The organism is Microcoleus sp. LEGE 07076 (assembly GCF_015207455.1).
Classification (GTDB): domain Bacteria; phylum Cyanobacteriota; class Cyanobacteriia; order Cyanobacteriales; family Microcoleaceae; genus Microcoleus.
This window is the reverse complement of sequence record NZ_JADEWV010000048.1, coordinates 1-16,534: the sequence shown is the minus strand read 5'-3', so window position 1 is coordinate 16,534 and position 16,534 is coordinate 1. Positions and strand designations below refer to the sequence as shown.

Genomic DNA, 16,534 nt, shown 5'->3' with positions numbered 1-16,534 from the left:
CTGCGACACCAACGCGCATTGACATCGCAGGGCGATATGTGCTATGTTGCATCGGCGATTAGTGGACTTAACCTTCACATTCCTAGCAGCAAAAGCTAGTATCCTCAAATCAAAACTATTTGGCAAGATCCAAAAAAGTAGCCGGAAACGACTTGCAGTCTCATCCGGTAGAGGTGTTTGTAGTTGTGCCACTAGAAGTCAAAAGGTAGAAACTTAAAATGCAGGCAAAGTCAGATTTGTATGTATTTTATGAGATTATTGTTAAATATCACAAAAGCCGATGAAAGTAACCCAGGAAAAACTTCCAGCTAGCCAAATTGGTTTGGAAATCGAAATTCCGTCAGAAAAGTCAAAACAAGCCTACGAGCAAGTAATTAAACAATTTGCTCGCGATATCAATATTCCTGGGTTCCGCAAAGGCAAAGTTCCCCGCCAAGTTTTGCTACAGCGCCTGGGGCAGACTCGCTTGAAGGCGACGGCTTTGGAAAATTTGATTAACGACTCGCTGCAAAAAGCTCTAGAACAAGAAAAAATTCAGGCAATTGGCAGTTTTGAACTGCGTACCGAGTTTGAAGAATTACTAGAAAAGTTCGATCCAGAACAGCCTCTGACTTTTTCAGCTAAGGTTGATGTACAACCTGAAGCGAAAATGAATCAGTACACCGGCTTGCAGCTTCAAGCAGAAGAAGCTAAGTACGATGAGGCTCAGGTGGATGAGGTACTGGCAAAATATCGATCGGACAAAGCCACTTTAATCCCCGTAGAAGGCCGGCCGGCTCAGTTGGGAGACGTAGCTTTGGTTGATTTCGCCGGCAGATTTGCGGAAGCACCCGAAGGCGAAACTCCGGCTGAAATTCCCGGAGGCGATGCACAAGACTTTCAAGTAGAACTGTCAGAAGATCAGTTTGTACCAGGCTTTATCCAAGGCATGATCGGGATGAATCCGGGAGAAACAAGAGAAGTTTCCGTGAAGTTCCCCGACGAGTACAGCAGCGAAGAATTAGCCGGAAAATCGGCAGTGTTTACGATTACTCTCAAAGAACTGAAGGAAAAAGAATTGCCGGAGTTGGACGACGATTTCGCCAAAGAAGTTAGCGAGTTTGAAACATTGGCAGAACTGCGCGAATCCCTAGAAAATCGGTTTAAAGGAGACCAAGAAAACAAGACATCAGCTAATAAGGAAAAAGCTATATCAGCAGCACTCGTGCAGCTAATAGAAGTGGAAATTCCCGAAACAATGGTCGATCGCGAAATCGATTACTTGCTGAACCAACAAGCCCTCCAATTGAAAAACTACGGCATAGATATCAACCAACTCTTTACCGAAGAAAATATGGCTCCGATGCGGGAACGCTCGCGCCCGGAAGCAGTCGATCGCCTCAAGCAGTCTCTAGCTCTGGCAGAAGTGGCCAAGCTGGAATCTCTATCTGTTGAACCAGCAGAAGTAGCAGCAGAAGTAGCAAAAGTCAGAAAGCAGTTTCCCAAAGGAGATTTTGATCCCCAAAGGTTGCAGGAATTTGTCGCAGAAGACTTGCTCAAACAAAAAACTCTGAAATGGTTGGAAGAAAAAGGGACAATCGAACTCGTACCTGAAGGCTCTCTGACTCCCGAAGAAACAGAAACAGAAACAGAAGCAGACTCTGAAATTTCCGAAGAAGCAGCCACGAGCGTCATCGATGTGGAAGTCGTAGGCGAAGAGTAAAACCTTCTAGTTCACTTGCCAAAAAATACAAGCGCAGAGTGCGCTTAGCAAGCACCTTATCCTTACAAAGAAACCCGGTTTCTGTTTAGGTTTCTCGCCACTCAACCAAGATTTTGCCAACAAACCGGGTTTCTGTTCGCGGGGGCGAGAAACCCGGTTTCTGACCCTGATTTGGCGGATAAAATCTAGATTTTTCGTTGAGAAACCCGGTTTCTGCGTAAGTCCTAGCTAAGTTTTATACAAGCTTGGGGCGCGCGCTAGAAACTAGAAGACTAGAAACTAGAAACAGCGACGATGGATCGCTAAGTATTTTAACTCATTCACCCTGCGGTCGCTGGCAGTAGCGTCAGCGCCGAACCCAGCAAAGAAAGCAATTTGAAAACTCAAAACTCCTGATTCTCCCCATGTCGGTTCAGAAGAGGCATAATAGTTAAAAGCTGGCGGCTTAATTTCAAGCTTTCATCAGCAACAAATTGTCTAGTATCCTTGACTGGTGTCTTATGGTTGTATCTCAATCTTCCAATTACCTAATTACGAGCTATAACGATTTTGATGTCAGCTCTAGTCCCAGCAATGTAGTGCCGATGGTACTAGAACAGTCGGGAATGGGCGAGCGGGCATTTGACATTTACTCGCGCTTGCTGCGGGAGCGAATCGTGTTTTTAGGAACTCCCGTAACCGACGAAGTGGCTGACTCGCTGGTAGCTCAGCTATTGTATCTGGATGCTGAAGATCCAGAAAAAGATGTCCAAATGTACATTAATTCCCCCGGCGGCTCGGTGACGGCCGGTATGGCAATTTATGACACAATGCAACAAATCCGCCCGGATGTGGTGACGATTTGTTACGGCTTGGCCGCGAGTATGGGCGCATTTCTGCTGACAGCAGGAACTCACGGCAAGCGGATGTCTCTTCCGAGTTCCCGGATTATGATTCACCAGCCGCTCGGAGGCGCTCAAGGTCAAGCAGTTGATATTGAGATTCAAGCCAAAGAAATCCTTTATCATAAGCGTAAGCTGAATCAACTTTTAGCGCACCACACGGGTCAAGCGCTCGATAAGTTGGAGGCTGATACTGAGCGCGACTTTTTTATGTCGGCCGAGGAAGCCAAAGATTACGGATTGGTCGATCGAGTTATCGCAAAAGAAAACCTTCCGGCGGCGGGAGAAAATGTCACTGCACTGAATTAAGAGGCTGTTATGTCTAAGTACGACTCCCATCTAAAATGTTCGTTTTGTGGCAAGTCTCAAGAGCAGGTACGCAAGTTGATCGCAGGCCCGGGGGTGTATATCTGCGACGAATGCGTTGACTTGTGCAATGAAATTTTAGATGAGGAGTTGTTTGATTCGAGTGCAGTGCCGGCGGCTCCGAAGCCGGAAACAGCCCAAAAGCGCCGCGCTACCTCGGGCAAAAGTATGTCGATGAGCCAAATTCCCAAGCCGAGGGAAATTAAAAAGTACCTGGACGAAAATGCGATCGGTCAAAATGAGGCGAAAAAAGTGCTGTCGGTGGCGGTTTATAACCACTACAAGCGACTGAGTTTTATCCATGCCAAAAATAGCGGCAAGCACCCACCGGAAGAAGTAGAACTGCAAAAATCGAATATTTTGTTGATCGGGCCGACGGGCTGCGGGAAAACGCTGCTGGCTCAGACTTTGGCGGATATGCTGGAGGTGCCGTTTGCGGTGGCTGACGCGACGACGCTGACGGAAGCGGGCTATGTCGGGGAAGATGTGGAAAATATTTTGCTGCGGCTGCTGCAAGTGGCAGATATGGATGTGGAAGAGGCGCAGCGCGGAATTATTTATATTGATGAAATTGACAAAATTGCCCGGAAGAGCGAAAATCCTTCGATTACGCGGGATGTGTCGGGGGAAGGGGTGCAGCAGGCGCTGCTGAAGATGCTGGAGGGGACGATCGCCAATGTACCTCCCCAAGGCGGCCGCAAGCATCCCTATCAAGACTGCATCCAAATTGATACGAGCAATATTATGTTTATTTGCGGCGGCGCTTTTGTCGGTTTGGACAAAGTGATCGAGCAGAGAACGGGTAAAAAGTCAATGGGTTTTATTCAGCCGGGAGAAGCTGTACCCAAGGAAAAACGGGCAGCCGACGTGCTCAAGCAACTGGAACCGGATGATTTGGTGAAGTTTGGGATGATTCCTGAGTTTATTGGGCGGGTGCCGGTGGCGGCAGTGTTAGAGCCGCTGGATGAGGAAACGTTGATGGCGATTTTGACTGAGCCGCGCAATGCTTTGGTTAAGCAGTATCAAAAGCTGCTGAAGATGGATAGCGTGCAGTTGGACTTTAAGCCGGATGCGATTCGGGCGATCGCCCAGGAAGCATACCGTCGCAAAACTGGAGCGCGGGCGCTGAGAGGAATTGTCGAAGAATTGATGTTGGACGTGATGTACGAATTGCCCTCGCGCAAGGATGTGACGCGGTGTACGATTACGTCTGAAATGGTTGAGAAGCGATCGACTGCCGAATTGTTAATGCTTCCGTCTTCGCTACCGAAGCCCGAGTCGGCTTAACAGCACAACTTACACAATCGAATTGTAGGGTGCGTCATACTTTAGATCAGCGCCACCAAAATTAGAGTATTCTCAAATGACGCACCCTACTCGTCATTATTTTTCACCGGAATTGTAGGGTGCGTCATACTTTAGATCAGCGCCAGCAAAATTAGAGTATTCTCAAATGACGCACCCTACTCGTCATTATTTTTCACCGGAATTGTAGGGTGCGTCATACTTTAGATCAGCGCCAGCAAAATTAGAGTATTCTCAAATGACGCACCCTACTCGTCATTATTTTTCACCGGAATTGTAGGGTGCGTCATACTTTAGATCAGCGCCAGCAAAATTAGAGTATTCTCAAATGACGCACCCTACTCGTCATTATTTTTCACCGGAATTGTAGGGTGCGTCATACTTTAGATCAGCGCCAGCAAAATTAGAGTATTCTCAAATGACGCACCCTACTCGTCATTATTTTTCACCGGAATTGTAGGGTGCGTCATACTTTAGATCAGCGCCAGCAAAATTAGAGTATTCTCAAATGACGCACCCTACTCGTCATTATTTTTCACCCAACCCTAACAGCAATGCTTAAAATAGCAGATTGGTTGATTTACGCATTATGCTGTTCTCTCTTGTACGGTTTTTGGGGATTTTTTAGCAAATTAGCTACTCAATACATTGACTACAATACGGCTTTCGTCTACGAAGCAGTCGGTGCTATTTTAGCTACTTTATTGATTATTGTAAAAACAAACAATTTTAATTTGCAGGGAGACTTGAGAGGAATTATATTTGCTCTATTGGTGGGTGTTTGCGGAACAGTTGCATCCTTAGTGTTTTTTATAGCCATTGCCAAAGGCCCAGTTGCCAGTACAGTAAGCATTACTTCTCTATACCCGATTGTGACTGTATTGCTATCATTTATTTTCCTGAAAGAACCGATTACATTATTTCAAACACTCGCTCTTTTTTTTGCGGTAGTTGCAGTGATACTTTCATCATTGTAAATATTTTAATGATGTCGTGTCCGGCAACATCTCAGCTCCTTTCCGGTTAATCAGTTAGCATAGAAGTACGATCGAGTTGAGGGATTGTGGGAGATTCGCACTCACAAATAAATACAACTGATCGTACCGAGATGACATCAGCTAAGGTCTTTTAGGCAAATTGCGATCGCGCTGACAAGTCGATAGCGGTAATGCTTTGCCGCTTTTAATCTCAGTAATTCTCATCTGCTTGCGATTTGGTGTCACGCTTAAACAAGCGCAGCCATATCCGTAATTGCCATTAGTTTTAACAAATTGCCGGCTGTCAATATTGGGCAAAAAGTCCATACCTCTGGCTTGATATCCTCCTTGCACAGATATCGTCCAACTTCCAGCCTTGTCTGTGAGAAACCAATTCGCCGGCGTTGGATTGTACAGCCACCCACACCGAGTTTCACCCGCCCTAGCAGGAACCGCCACTATAGAAAACGAAAGCAAAGCAGGTATCAGTAACTTTATTTTCATGTTTTGAGTTTGATTCGGGATAAATTCAATTATAGCAATCCTAAATTATTTGCAAAATATTGAGCTTCAGTTAAATTTTTCCGCATACTTAGGATCGCGAATTAAATAACTTACAATTTTAATTATTATTCTGGGATGTCCCGCCCGCCAGTCCCAAAAGGGCGGGCGGGACATCCCACTTTCCTTGTGTAAGTTATTTAATGCTCATTCCTTACTTATTACTCAACAATTTTAACTACCAATCTATAAAATCATCCGGCTCAAACTCCGAAGATAACTCGGCAAGCTCAGCCTCAGTTTCCAAACCGAAAGTCGCTGACTCCCAAATCTCCAAATCATCCGACAAATCGACTACTTCTCCCTCAAACATGTCAGCCCATTGCCTGCTCGTATTCCCCACAGACAGAGCATCAGCCCGTACCGCTACAGTGCGAGCATTTAATTCATTCTGAGAACCTGTAAAGTCATCAATTGCTGGGACATTAATAGCAGTATTTTTAGCCGCTGGCGGGTGTTTTTGTTCTGCTCCCTCATCTCTAGAAAGATTATCAAAAATCTCAGAATTCTGTGAGTGCGGCACCTGCTGATTCGCATCACTCACAGGATGATAATTTCTAGGAATTTCGGCAACACCCCCGTTAGAAGCAGGCAATTCCTTGAGGCTGGAACTATTAGTTTCGGCAGGATTTGTTAATCCCAATTTTACTGTTACTTGTCTGTTAAAAACTTGTGCAAAAGCTTCTTCAATATTAGCTACTTTGTCTTTAACCATCTTGAGCAGCGGCTGCGAACTAATTTTAACCTGAGCCGTATCATTGCTGAAAATTACTAGCTGTCCGTGTTGCCGGAGCAGCGATTGAGTGCCGTGGGGGCGCACGCGGTTAAGTACCTGTTCCCACACTTTATCTAAATCAATTTCGCTGGCTAAATTAGTAGGTGAATAATTTGTTTCAGCAGTTGGTATAGGTGCAGGAATCGGTGCGGGAGGCGGGCTTTCTGTGCGATTAGCAATAGGTTGCGAAGTTGGGGTCTGATTTTGAGGTTTGGCTGCGGGAGGCTGTTCGATATTGGCTATTTGAGTGGCAACATGGGGGGGAGATTGAGCAATATTTCTACCTGGTTCGGGTGCTGGTTGCTGCTGAGTTCTAATTGCTGAGGGCAACAATCCCAACAGGGTTACTTCCAGCCACAAACGCGGCTGAGTGCTGTTTTTAATTTGTACTTCGTGGGTTTGCAAGTGTTTCTGACCTGCCAAAATTAACTCGGCATTCCAGTTGCGGGCAAAGTCGCAAAGTTTTGCCCAAGTGGCGGCTGTTAAAGCTACTAAGTCTGAGCGTTTTGGTGCTGATGAGGCGATCAGCAAATCTCGGTAGAAACTGGCGAGACTTTGCAGGACGATTAGCGGTTCCCGGCCGCGGTCTAGGAGGTGGCGGGTCATGTCTATTAATGCTGTTGCGTCATCTTTTTCGATCGCTTGCAGTAGTTCCATCAAGTCGTTTTCGGGGACGGCACCGACTAAATCCCAAACTTTTTCGATTGTGATTTGACCGGAAAATAAGCTGAGTTGGTCGAGCAAGCTTTCGGCATCTCGCAGTCCTCCTTGGGCGATTTGAGCTATCATTTGTACTGCTTCGCTGGCAATATTGATGTTTTCTAATTTGGCAATTTTGTGCAAGTGGGCGGTCATTGAGTCGAGGGGAATCCGGCGGAAGTCGAATTTTTGGCAGCGAGAGATGATGGTTGGCAGGACTCTTTGGGGGTCTGTTGTAGCGAGGACGAATACGACGCGATCCGGCGGTTCTTCTAGGGTTTTTAATAAGGCATTAAATGCCTGGGTACTGAGCATATGAACTTCGTCGATTACATATACTTTGTAGCGGCACTGTACGGGGGAAAATTGGGCTCGTTCGATTAAATCCCGGATGTTATCTACTCCGGTGTTGCTGGCGGCGTCGATTTCGATGACATCTAGGGTTGAACCTCGGGTAATTTCTTGACAAACGTTGCATTTGCCGCACGGATTTGGGGTGGGGACGCCAGTAGAAATACAGTTGAGGGATTTGGCGAAAATTCTGGCGCTGGAGGTTTTGCCTGTTCCTCTGGGGCCTGTGAATAGATATGCTGGTGCTATGCGCTGTTGTAGGATGGCGCTGGTGAGGGTTTGGGCGATCGCCTCTTGGCCGACTAATTCGGCAAATGTCTGAGGGCGATATTTGTGATGGAGGGGTTCGTAGGTCACGATCGAATATTTGTGGTATTAGCTGTAATCTTAGCTAAGGACAGGTTGTTCGATCGCACCGCTAGCTCCGGATCTCAAACCAAACTACTGACTCTACCAAGCAGCGTCTGCGAGCTAGCGCGTAGCAATTAGCACTCTGGGAGCCTCCGACATTGGATCGTCCGGGCGATCGGTTGTTTTGCAGAACTGTTTTCGGCAATCGCTCCCAGAGTTAGTATTAATTTATGTGTGTTTGCTTTTCTTTTCCTAGAAACGGAACCCGCCGAACGAACTTTTTTTGACCTATATTGGTATAATATAACACAGACGATTCACCATTTCTTTTTCCAATTGCCCGATCGAGATTTTCCGATATTCCGGGAACCTGCTTGCAGTTAAAGATCAAGTATTAATTAGAGGGTGCCTGTTCGAGTTGTAGAAATCCAGTTGTAGGCAAATAGTGATAGAAACAGATCGATGTTAGTCGATCGAGTTGCACAGCCAGCTCTACTCTGGAATCCCGTATAAATATAGCGCCAAATCTTACCCTTTAAAAGCCCATGTCAACCAAAATAATCCTTGTAGAACCAAGGTTGGCAGTAGCCTCTCCCAAGCCCAAACAGGCTAAACCTGGAAGTTTAGCCTCCGATCAAATCTTGATGGGAGCATCGGGAGCACTGTTGTTATTGCTTATCGGTTTAGCGGTGTTTACCAAGTTAAAACTAAACGATTTGAGCAAGAAGCTCAAATTTGAGGAGTTTAGAAATCGAGAACTCCAGAAAAAATACAAAATGGCTCTGGAAACCATGACAAAGATGGAAAAAAATCCCGACCTCATCCACTCGCGAGACTTTAATTTAGACTACCTGAGAATGCGGATGGCGGAAGAGGTTTTTCACTTTGCCATTGTGAACCAAATTAAGGTAAAAGTCAAAGACAAAATTAGTATTGCCCTGCGTCCGACTCAGGGTGCTGTAGGAGATAAAAACGGAACTGCGGGGATCGGCAGACAAGTGGATTCGATGTTTGATATCGAATACGAAACTGGCGATCCGGCAGTAAAAATAGAAAAGCGAGTGCTGTTTCGGATTCAAATTAAGCTGATGAAACTGCCGACGCAGGCAACGTCGGCGACAATAAATCAAATTATTGATTGTTTGGAAACTTACCTGAGTCCTTCAGACGATCACGACAGTTGGCAGCCGACTATTCAAGGTCGCATCGTTCATATTGAGTGGGATCAAAAAGCAAAACCAACGCCGATGTTGGTGCTGGAACAGTCAAATGAAGGGGTGAATGTTACCTTTAGGACTACGAGAGCGGCGGCGGCCAGACTTGCGAACGAAAAGGAAAACAATGTTGCTTCTGCTAAGGGTTCAAAAGGAACAAAAGTAGGGAGCAAAAGTCCAAGTAAAAGTGGATCTAAAAGTTCTACAAAAACAGGGGGAAAGCGCCCTAGCTCCCGCAAATAAGTTGATTTTAATTAAGTTTATTTGCTGGCAAGAACCTCGGTTGTGGCGCTTGTGGCGGTGTCTTGTGCGAGGTAGCCGTCTTCCATGTGAATAATGCGATCGGCTACATCTAAAATGCGGTTGTCGTGGGTGACGAGCAAAATGGTGCTGTGCTGTTCTTTGGCTAAACTTCGCATGATTTCGACGACATCTCTACCCGATTTGCTGTCTAGAGCTGCGGTGGGTTCGTCGGCTAAGATTAATTTTGGTTGACTGACTAATGCTCGGGCGATCGCAACTCTTTGTTTTTGTCCGCCGGACAGACTGTCCGGGTAATAATCTATTCTTTCTCCCAAGCCTACAGCTTCCAAAATTCCTTCTATTTTATCGTTAGTTTCTTGCCGAGAAAGATGCTTGTGCAGTTCCAGAGACATTTGTACATTTTGCCGCGCTGTTAAACATTTGAGCAAGTTATGAGCTTGGAAAATATAGCCGATGTCGCGCCGAATTTCTACTAATTTGTTTTTTCGGGTTCCCCGCAACTCTTGGTCGAGAATTTTGAGACTGCCTTCTTGGATTGATCGCAATGCTCCAATCAAGGTTAACAATGTTGTTTTACCTGACCCGGAAGGCCCGGTCATCAGCACTATTTCCCCCGGATAAATTTCGAGGTTGATGTCAAATAATGTATGTTTGCGAAGTTGTCCTTCGCCGAAGGAATGGTTGAGATTTTTAATTGCAACAACTGGTACATTGTTCATGGTAATGACTAAATTTCAAAGCAGGACTTACGCGCGGGTGGTGAGAAACCGGGTTTTTCAGCGAATCTGGGGACTATAACGTATCTTTTGGTAAAAACCAGGTGATGAAGGCGGAGTGTGCAAGTCCTGAAAAAGCTCGAACTAATGCGATATAGGGCAACAGCCAAGGCTCAAATGCGATCGGGATCGATTCCCTGCGATCGCAAATAAGCCGCCAATCGCTCTTTTTGTTCTCGTTCAGCATCGGCGCGTTGGCTTTCGGCTTCGGCGCGCTGGCTTTCTTGTTCGGTACGGAGGCGTTCGAGTCGGGCTTGTTCGCTCCCCGTCAGCAACAAATTCCCCTGGTTATCCCACCAGCGCAACCACTGCTGTGCCTGATTTTGATAGCTACCCGACCATAAACCCAACTCTACTCCCATCAGGTCGATCGGGTAATGTCCGCGATTGTTCGGTTCCAATCGGTGATATCTAGTATTCACGCAATTGTAGACTTCTAATTCGTTGGTTTGGATTTTGTAAATAGCGTAGTAGGGAATTCGGATAATCCGCTCGTATACCCAAAATTTGCCTGGTTTCTGGTTCCCGCCAGATGGTAAAGCAGATAAGGGAGTGCTGTCGAGTTCTTCAGAACCATCGCCGCTAGCAAATTCGATCGCAATTGTTGGCACCATATATTCACGCCAAAACACGTAAGAACGGCGGTATTGCCCGTCTAATCGCGGCGGGACGTTGGGAACGTAGAACCAGTCAGGGGCTTCGGCACCCTTTTCTGGAGGGTCGGTTTCGCGCCAGTAGATGCCACAATCTTGCCCGATCGCATATTGTCCGTCAGGATGTAGATTTTGCAGGGTAGTTTCGAGAGAATCAGTGAGCAGGATACTCTGGGGATGTTGTTGAAAGTTTTTCACAAACGTGCCATCAGATTCGGGGAGTTGAGTGTGGTGGGGAAAGGCGGGAGGCAACGCTGTGGGGTTGAAGCTTTGGGTCATAGCGCATAACCGAGGGAGAGTGCGATCGAGACGGATGCTCTCCTACAGCATAGCGTTCGATCGGCAAAGCTATCAATTACCAATGACCAATTACCAATTACCAATTCCCAATTACCAATTCCCAATTACCAATTCCCTGTTTGGCCAATTCCCTGTTTGGCCAATTCCCAATTCCCTGTTTGACCAATTCCCTGCGCGGGCCAATTCCCAATTCCCTGCGCGGGCCAATTCCCAATTCCCATTTAAAAAATATCAGCCGGGTCAGCCGCCTGCAACTTCCTAACTGCGATCGCCCCCGATACTGAACACATGATCGTTGTCATTACAAACACAGTTACAACTTTCCCCAAAGTCATGTACATCGGCAAACTCGTAGCAGTTCTAGCTAAATTGTACAGCACCACAGAAATCCCCAGTCCGGGCAAATAACCAAGGATTGCCAAAATTAAAGCCTCTTGAAAAACCACACTCAAAAAGTAGATATCCTTGTATCCCATCGCCTTCAGCGTAGCGTATTCTGGCAAATGGTCAGTAACATCAGTATAGAGAATTTGATAGACAATCACGATGCCGACAATAAATCCCATAGACGCGCCGAGAGTGAAAATAAATCCGATCGCCGTGCTTTCTTCCCAATATTTTCTCTCAAAAGCGACAAATTCTTCTTTAGAAGCAATTGTCACGTCTTGCGGTAAAGTTGCCCTCATTTTTGCAATCACCGCTTTGACATCAGCTCCCGGCTGCAAATGCACAATTCCGACATCAATTAAACCTCTACTTCGTCTGCTGTGAAAAATCCGCAGAAAGTTCAAATCGCTGGTAATAATATTGCCATCAGCACCGAAAGATGCTCCTAAAGTAAATAACCCCTCTACAGTAACGCGGCGGTTATCTATTTCAGTTTCCACAGGCTTTCCCTGGTTGAAATATTTCGCTACTGGGCCAAACTCCGGGCGCGAAGCTCGATCGAATAAAACCACATCGGAAATTTTGATTTTGTCCAAATTATCTTTGACTTCCGGCAGCTCAAAGATGGGACGAGCGGGGTCAAAACCGATTACCATCAGTTGGCGGGTATTGTTTTTACCTGGTTCGGGGTTTTTCCACAAACCAAAGCCTAGATATACCGGGCTGATTCCGGTAACGCCATTAAAACTCAAAGCTTGATACAAACGGCGTTGGGGAAAACTTTTCATGGCTATTAAAGCCGTTGACTGGGTGCTGGTGATAAAAATATCGCCTTTTAATTGCGAGTGAAAGGTGATGGAACTTTCAAACAGCGCATCTCTAAATCCGAACTGTACAAACATCAGCAAGTCGGCAAATCCGATGCCGGCTAGCGCGATTACTAAGCGCATTTTTTCGCGGGTTAACTGTGCCCAAGCTAGCGGTATTTTTGCCATAATGAAGGAAGGAGGAAGAGGGAATTGGGAATTGGGCAAACAGGGAATTGGGCAAACAGGGAATTGGCCCGCGCAGGGCATTGGCCCGCGCAGGGCATTGGGCATTGGTCACTAATGACAACAGCGAACAGTCAACAGTCAACAGTCAACAGTCAACAATCTTAGATGTCTATTTTAACTTCTACTTGTAAGTTTGTGAGAGTTGCAACTTTCTTGCTCGATTCGGGGTCGAGGCGAATTCTTACTTCTACAACTCTGGCGTCGGTGTCGGCGGCGGGGTCAGTATTCAGGACATCTTTTTTGCCGATTTGTTGGCCGATTCGAGCGACAGTTCCTGCCAAAGTGCCTGCAAAAACGGGGCTGGTGATTGTGGCGCGCTGGCCGTTTCGTACTTTGGAAATGTCTGTTTCGTAGACTTCGGCTATGGCGTACATTTGATCGGTACGGCCGAGTTCTACGATGCCATTTTGAGTGTCGATGCGTTCTCCTTGGCGGGTGTGAATTTTGAGTACGGAACCGGATACGGGTGCTTTTACGTAGCTTAAGTTTAAGTCTACTTGGGCTTTTTGTTTGGTGGCGATCGCACTTTCGACGGCGGCTTGGGCGGCTTGTACGTCTTCGGAACGGACTTCTGCTATTTGGTCTAAAGTTGCTTTGTCTTGATTGATTTGTTCTTCGCCGGTTTCTGATTTTTGTTTCAGCATTGCTTCGGCTTGATTGATTTCCTGTCTTCCTGTTTCTATCTTTTGATTTAAAGTGGCTCTAGCTTGGTTAATTTCTTGCCTTCCGGTTTCTATTTTGCGTTGGAGATTGGCGCGGGATTGGTTGATTTCTTGTTTGCCTGTTTCTACTGTTTGTTTGATGGTGGCTTTAGTTTCAACTATTTCCTGTTGCAATGTTGCGACGGTTTTTTCTAATATAGCTTCTGCTTCTTTAACTTTCTGTTGGGCTGTAGCTACTGCTAAGCGTTTGGTGTCGTAGGTGGAAGCGGAAATTGCGCCTGTTTCGGAGAGTTCTTTGTTGCGTTGTTCCTCGGCTTCGGCGTTGGCTAATTCGGCTTTTAGTCGATCGACTGTGGCATTTTGAGAGGCTATTTCGCCGCGCAGTTGAGCTTCCAGCCTCGCCAGTTTGGCTTGCTGCACTTGAGTTTCTCTTTGTAGTTGCGCTTCAAATTTAGCTACGTTTGCTTGTTCGGCTTCGGTTTCTCTTTGCAGCCCGGCTTCAAATTTAGCTACGTTTGCTTGTTCGGCTTCGGTTTCTCTTTGCAGCCCGGCTTCTAAGCGGGCGACATTGGCTGATTCGCCTTCAGTTTCTCTTTGACGCTGAACTTGTGACTTGGAAACTTCGGCTTTTTGGGCGACGATTTCCCCGGTTTTTGCCCCGGCTAGAATTTTGGCTAATTCTGCTTGTTTGACTTTGACTTCTTTGTCGGTTTGTAACAGGATGGCTTGCAGTCGATCGCGCGTATCGAGAACTGCTATGATTTGTCCTTGACTGACGCGATCGCCCTCTTCCACCCGCAACTCTTCAATTCTCGCTCCCTCCGACGCCGAAGGGGCGGACAATTTAATCACTTCCCCCTGCGGAGTCAACCTACCCAAAGCTGTGACACTGTTGCGGGTAGAGGCTGGAGTTGCAGCCGCCGTTGCAGCCTCCTTTAACTCTTCGGCTTTTCTAATTTGAGATACTTGCCAAAAACCGACTCCTGTGATTATGACAGTAGCAGCGAGCGCTAAACCGATGACTCGTCCCCCTGGGGGTTTTAAAAATGATTTATCCTTGACCCGCGATTCCTTTCCCATGACTTAATAAAGTAGGTGATTTCCTGATTAAGTTTTTTCACACCTACTATTAAGTATTGTAAACAGATTTCAGCTATTTAGGGAAATCAAAAAGTACCTCAGTCATGTAATTTTCTGCCCAATCTTGACCGAAAGCTTTTTCAAGTACGCGGCGGGTTTTGTCGTTTTGCTGCTGCTGGGTGCAGTAGTAAATTTGAGCGTCGAGAATTTTCGATGCTTCGGCCGGAGAGACTGGTTCTGCAGCGACTGCTAACTGGCAGTGAATTTCAACGTAGGATTCAACTATGTCTAAAAATCGGGTTTCTTCTTCCGGTGAATCGGGCCGCACAAACAGGCAAAATTCTGAGAAAATATCCCCCCATTCTGGAATTTGGCGGGGACAAGAAAATTGGTTGAGCGGCAAATTTTGCAGTTGGGTTTGGTAGGCTTCCGACAAAGTGCGGCTCTGATTGAGGGGAGAAAGGTCTGCGATCGCCGCGCTAATTTTGCCTTTGGCTGCTACGATATCGGTACCGAACATCGGCAAAGCGTAATTAGGTCTGGGAAACATCACGCAGTGCAGAATATCCAGCACCGGCCCGACTTTCGCGAGTTCGAGGTGTATTTTGCGGAACTGCGGCGTTTGATAGCAGCGGTTTTCCACGATCAGTTTTTCTCCTTCCAAGCGCCCTTCTATGTATCCCAACTCAGCGGGGAGGTGGTAGGGTTCGAGGTCGAGATAGCGGTGCCATACTGCTTCCATCCGCTGTGCTAATTCGCGGATGAGGTAGTGCTGTTGGTGGCGCAGAGAAGGCTGGGATATTTCTAACATTCCTATTTATGGGGCGATGCTTAATAAAACTTGATTCTACGGTTGCAGGATGCAGGAAAAAAGGTAGATACTTTTAAGGATACCAGCAGATTGACTTGCGATCGAGCAAGTTTTAGAGGAGATGACTGTATGTTTGGTCTGGGACTGCCCGAAATGGGCATTATTGCGGTAGTGGCTATTCTAATTTTTGGCCCTAAGAAAATTCCTGAGTTGGGAAATGCTTTGGGTAAAACGCTGCGGAGTTTTAAGGAAGGGGTCGGTATAGAAGATGATGAATCTGTTGAGAAGGAGAAGGAAGAAGAAGACCAGCCAAAAGTGTAAATTAGGTTTGTAGTGAGGAATGCAAGTCCTGATTATTTTTAAGAACTGAAGTCCTGACGGAGAACCTATTGGGGAAATTTGCCTTCTCTAACTTCTAGGGAATAATCTGTTACAGCTTGAGTAATTGTTTCTCGCAAATTGACATAAGCTTTGGCAAAAGGCGGTTGTTTTTCCGAAAGTCCTAACAAATCGGAAGTAACTAAAACTTGTCCGTCGCAGTGCGGCCCGGCCCCGATGCCAATGGTGGGAATAGTTAATTTTTGGGTAATTTGAGCGGCTAAATCTGCGGGAATGTGTTCGAGGACGATCGCAAAAACACCGGCTTCTTGAAGTGCGATAGACTCTGCTATGATGCGATCGGCAGATTCCACTGTTTTGCCTTGTTTTTTGTAGCCGAGTTGGTGTACCGACTGCGGAGTTAAACCGACGTGTCCCATCACCGGAATTCCGGCGGATGTTAGCTGCGAAACGGTAGTCGCCATTGCTGGATATCCGCCTTCCAATTTGACAGCTTGAGCGCCAGTTTCTTTCAAAACTCTCCCGGCTGAGTGCATGGCTTGCTGCAGACTTTCTTGGTAAGTCAAAAACGGCAAATCGACCACAATTAATGCTTGTTTGACTCCGCGACGCACTGCTTTAGCGTGGTGCAGCATTTCATCGAGGGTTAGGGGCAGTGTTGTCTCGTAGCCTAAGACAGTCATGGCCAGGGAATCGCCGACTAGGATGATGTCTGTACCTGCTTGGTCGAGCAGTTTGGCGATCGCACAATCGTAAGCTGTCAGCGCGACAATTGCACGTCCTTGCTGTTTCCACTGAATAAGTTGGTGTGTAGTTACTGCCATTTTATTGCAAAAATATAAAATTATTTCAGACTATTACTTATGATATCAAATAGAGCAGTAAGATCGAAATTATTCTTGCATCTGTAGCCAGCAGCCTGGAAAGCTTAAAAAGTCGAGAGGGAAATTATTTACACTCGCGCACCGCAAAATTGCATAAGATCAATAGACCTCTTGCAAAAATCCTTTTCATCAATTGATCGG

Annotated in this window: 15 protein-coding genes; 6 read left to right on the top strand and 9 right to left on the bottom strand. The window is 46.4% G+C overall.

Going from position 1 to position 16,534, the window contains the following annotated elements:
• Positions 1 to 280 precede the first annotated feature (280 nt).
• From tig to IQ270_RS10730, 4 genes are all read left to right on the top strand, one after another.
• On the top strand, positions 281 to 1,702 hold the full coding sequence (tig, locus tag IQ270_RS10745) for a trigger factor (RefSeq protein WP_193973212.1): 1,422 nt from the start codon (positions 281 to 283) through the stop codon (positions 1,700 to 1,702).
• Between the two features lie 500 nt (positions 1,703 to 2,202).
• The gene (gene clpP, locus IQ270_RS10740; protein ID WP_193973211.1) at positions 2,203 to 2,892 is read left to right on the top strand and encodes an ATP-dependent Clp endopeptidase proteolytic subunit ClpP; all 690 of its coding nucleotides are present in this window, start codon (positions 2,203 to 2,205) and stop codon (positions 2,890 to 2,892) included.
• Between the two features lie 9 nt (positions 2,893 to 2,901).
• A complete protein-coding gene (gene clpX, locus IQ270_RS10735; RefSeq protein WP_193973210.1) occupies positions 2,902 to 4,236 on the top strand; it encodes an ATP-dependent protease ATP-binding subunit ClpX in 1,335 nt (444 codons plus the stop codon).
• 572 nt (positions 4,237 to 4,808) lie between these two features.
• The gene (locus tag IQ270_RS10730) at positions 4,809 to 5,231 is read left to right on the top strand and encodes an EamA family transporter (protein WP_193973209.1); all 423 of its coding nucleotides are present in this window, start codon (positions 4,809 to 4,811) and stop codon (positions 5,229 to 5,231) included.
• Between the two features lie 141 nt (positions 5,232 to 5,372).
• Here IQ270_RS10730 and IQ270_RS10725 read toward each other — a convergent pair whose 3' ends face one another.
• A complete protein-coding gene (locus tag IQ270_RS10725) occupies positions 5,373 to 5,735 on the bottom strand; it encodes a DUF4087 domain-containing protein (protein ID WP_193973208.1) in 363 nt (120 codons plus the stop codon).
• Between the two features lie 235 nt (positions 5,736 to 5,970).
• Positions 5,971 to 7,974, bottom strand: coding sequence for a DNA polymerase III subunit gamma/tau (locus IQ270_RS10720; protein ID WP_193973207.1), 2,004 nt, complete (start codon positions 7,972 to 7,974; stop codon positions 5,971 to 5,973).
• 539 nt (positions 7,975 to 8,513) lie between these two features.
• Between IQ270_RS10720 and IQ270_RS10715 the strand changes: the two genes are divergently transcribed.
• Positions 8,514 to 9,425 (top strand): hypothetical protein, encoded by a 912-nt coding sequence (locus IQ270_RS10715; protein ID WP_193973206.1) that lies wholly within the window; start codon positions 8,514 to 8,516, stop codon positions 9,423 to 9,425.
• A gap of 17 nt (positions 9,426 to 9,442) precedes the next feature.
• Here IQ270_RS10715 and IQ270_RS10710 read toward each other — a convergent pair whose 3' ends face one another.
• The 6 genes from IQ270_RS10710 to IQ270_RS10690 all read right to left on the bottom strand — a co-directional run bounded on the left by IQ270_RS10710 (position 9,443) and on the right by IQ270_RS10690 (position 15,170).
• On the bottom strand, positions 9,443 to 10,165 hold the full coding sequence (locus IQ270_RS10710) for a DevA family ABC transporter ATP-binding protein (RefSeq protein ID WP_193973205.1): 723 nt from the start codon (positions 10,163 to 10,165) through the stop codon (positions 9,443 to 9,445).
• A gap of 170 nt (positions 10,166 to 10,335) precedes the next feature.
• A complete protein-coding gene (locus IQ270_RS10705; protein ID WP_193973204.1) occupies positions 10,336 to 11,154 on the bottom strand; it encodes a Uma2 family endonuclease in 819 nt (272 codons plus the stop codon).
• Positions 11,151 to 11,279 (bottom strand): hypothetical protein, encoded by a 129-nt coding sequence (locus tag IQ270_RS31880; protein ID WP_255532409.1) that lies wholly within the window; start codon positions 11,277 to 11,279, stop codon positions 11,151 to 11,153. Before IQ270_RS31880 ends, IQ270_RS10705 begins: the two co-directional genes overlap by 4 nt.
• A 117-nt stretch (positions 11,280 to 11,396) precedes the next feature.
• Entirely contained in the window at positions 11,397 to 12,557 is a 1,161-nt protein-coding gene (gene devC, locus IQ270_RS10700; protein ID WP_193973229.1) for an ABC transporter permease DevC, read from the bottom strand.
• Positions 12,558 to 12,718: 161 nt separating this feature from the next.
• Complete coding sequence (locus tag IQ270_RS10695) at positions 12,719 to 14,359, bottom strand: HlyD family efflux transporter periplasmic adaptor subunit (RefSeq protein ID WP_193973203.1); 1,641 nt, start codon at positions 14,357 to 14,359, stop codon at positions 12,719 to 12,721.
• A gap of 73 nt (positions 14,360 to 14,432) precedes the next feature.
• Positions 14,433 to 15,170: a phycocyanobilin:ferredoxin oxidoreductase gene (locus IQ270_RS10690; RefSeq protein WP_193973202.1), complete on the bottom strand. Its 738-nt coding sequence runs from the start codon at positions 15,168 to 15,170 to the stop codon at positions 14,433 to 14,435.
• Between the two features lie 30 nt (positions 15,171 to 15,200).
• Between IQ270_RS10690 and tatA the strand changes: the two genes are divergently transcribed.
• A complete protein-coding gene (tatA, locus tag IQ270_RS10685; protein WP_339384424.1) occupies positions 15,201 to 15,491 on the top strand; it encodes a twin-arginine translocase TatA/TatE family subunit in 291 nt (96 codons plus the stop codon).
• 65 nt (positions 15,492 to 15,556) lie between these two features.
• On the opposite strand, the gene panB is transcribed toward tatA, so the two are convergent.
• Positions 15,557 to 16,333 carry a 3-methyl-2-oxobutanoate hydroxymethyltransferase gene (gene panB / locus IQ270_RS10680; protein WP_193973201.1) on the bottom strand — a complete coding sequence of 259 codons (777 nt, stop codon included), beginning with the start codon at positions 16,331 to 16,333 and terminating at the stop codon, positions 15,557 to 15,559.
• Positions 16,334 to 16,534 lie beyond the last annotated feature (201 nt).

Excerpts from the sequence above, each read along its gene's own strand:
- IQ270_RS10725 (WP_193973208.1), bottom strand. The coding sequence starts at position 5,735 with ATGAAAATAAAGTTACTGATACCTGCTTTGCTTTCGTTTTCTATAGTG.
- IQ270_RS10730 (WP_193973209.1), top strand. The coding sequence starts at position 4,809 with ATGCTTAAAATAGCAGATTGGTTGATTTACGCATTATGCTGTTCTCTC.
- IQ270_RS10705 (WP_193973204.1), bottom strand. The coding sequence starts at position 11,154 with ATGACCCAAAGCTTCAACCCCACAGCGTTGCCTCCCGCCTTTCCCCAC.
- tig (WP_193973212.1), top strand. The coding sequence starts at position 281 with ATGAAAGTAACCCAGGAAAAACTTCCAGCTAGCCAAATTGGTTTGGAA.
- IQ270_RS10690 (WP_193973202.1), bottom strand. The coding sequence starts at position 15,170 with ATGTTAGAAATATCCCAGCCTTCTCTGCGCCACCAACAGCACTACCTC.
- IQ270_RS10695 (WP_193973203.1), bottom strand. The coding sequence starts at position 14,359 with ATGGGAAAGGAATCGCGGGTCAAGGATAAATCATTTTTAAAACCCCCA.
- panB (WP_193973201.1), bottom strand. The coding sequence starts at position 16,333 with ATGGCAGTAACTACACACCAACTTATTCAGTGGAAACAGCAAGGACGT.
- clpP (WP_193973211.1), top strand. The coding sequence starts at position 2,203 with ATGGTTGTATCTCAATCTTCCAATTACCTAATTACGAGCTATAACGAT.
- devC (WP_193973229.1), bottom strand. The coding sequence starts at position 12,557 with ATGGCAAAAATACCGCTAGCTTGGGCACAGTTAACCCGCGAAAAAATG.
- clpX (WP_193973210.1), top strand. The coding sequence starts at position 2,902 with ATGTCTAAGTACGACTCCCATCTAAAATGTTCGTTTTGTGGCAAGTCT.
- IQ270_RS10715 (WP_193973206.1), top strand. The coding sequence starts at position 8,514 with ATGTCAACCAAAATAATCCTTGTAGAACCAAGGTTGGCAGTAGCCTCT.
- IQ270_RS10710 (WP_193973205.1), bottom strand. The coding sequence starts at position 10,165 with ATGAACAATGTACCAGTTGTTGCAATTAAAAATCTCAACCATTCCTTC.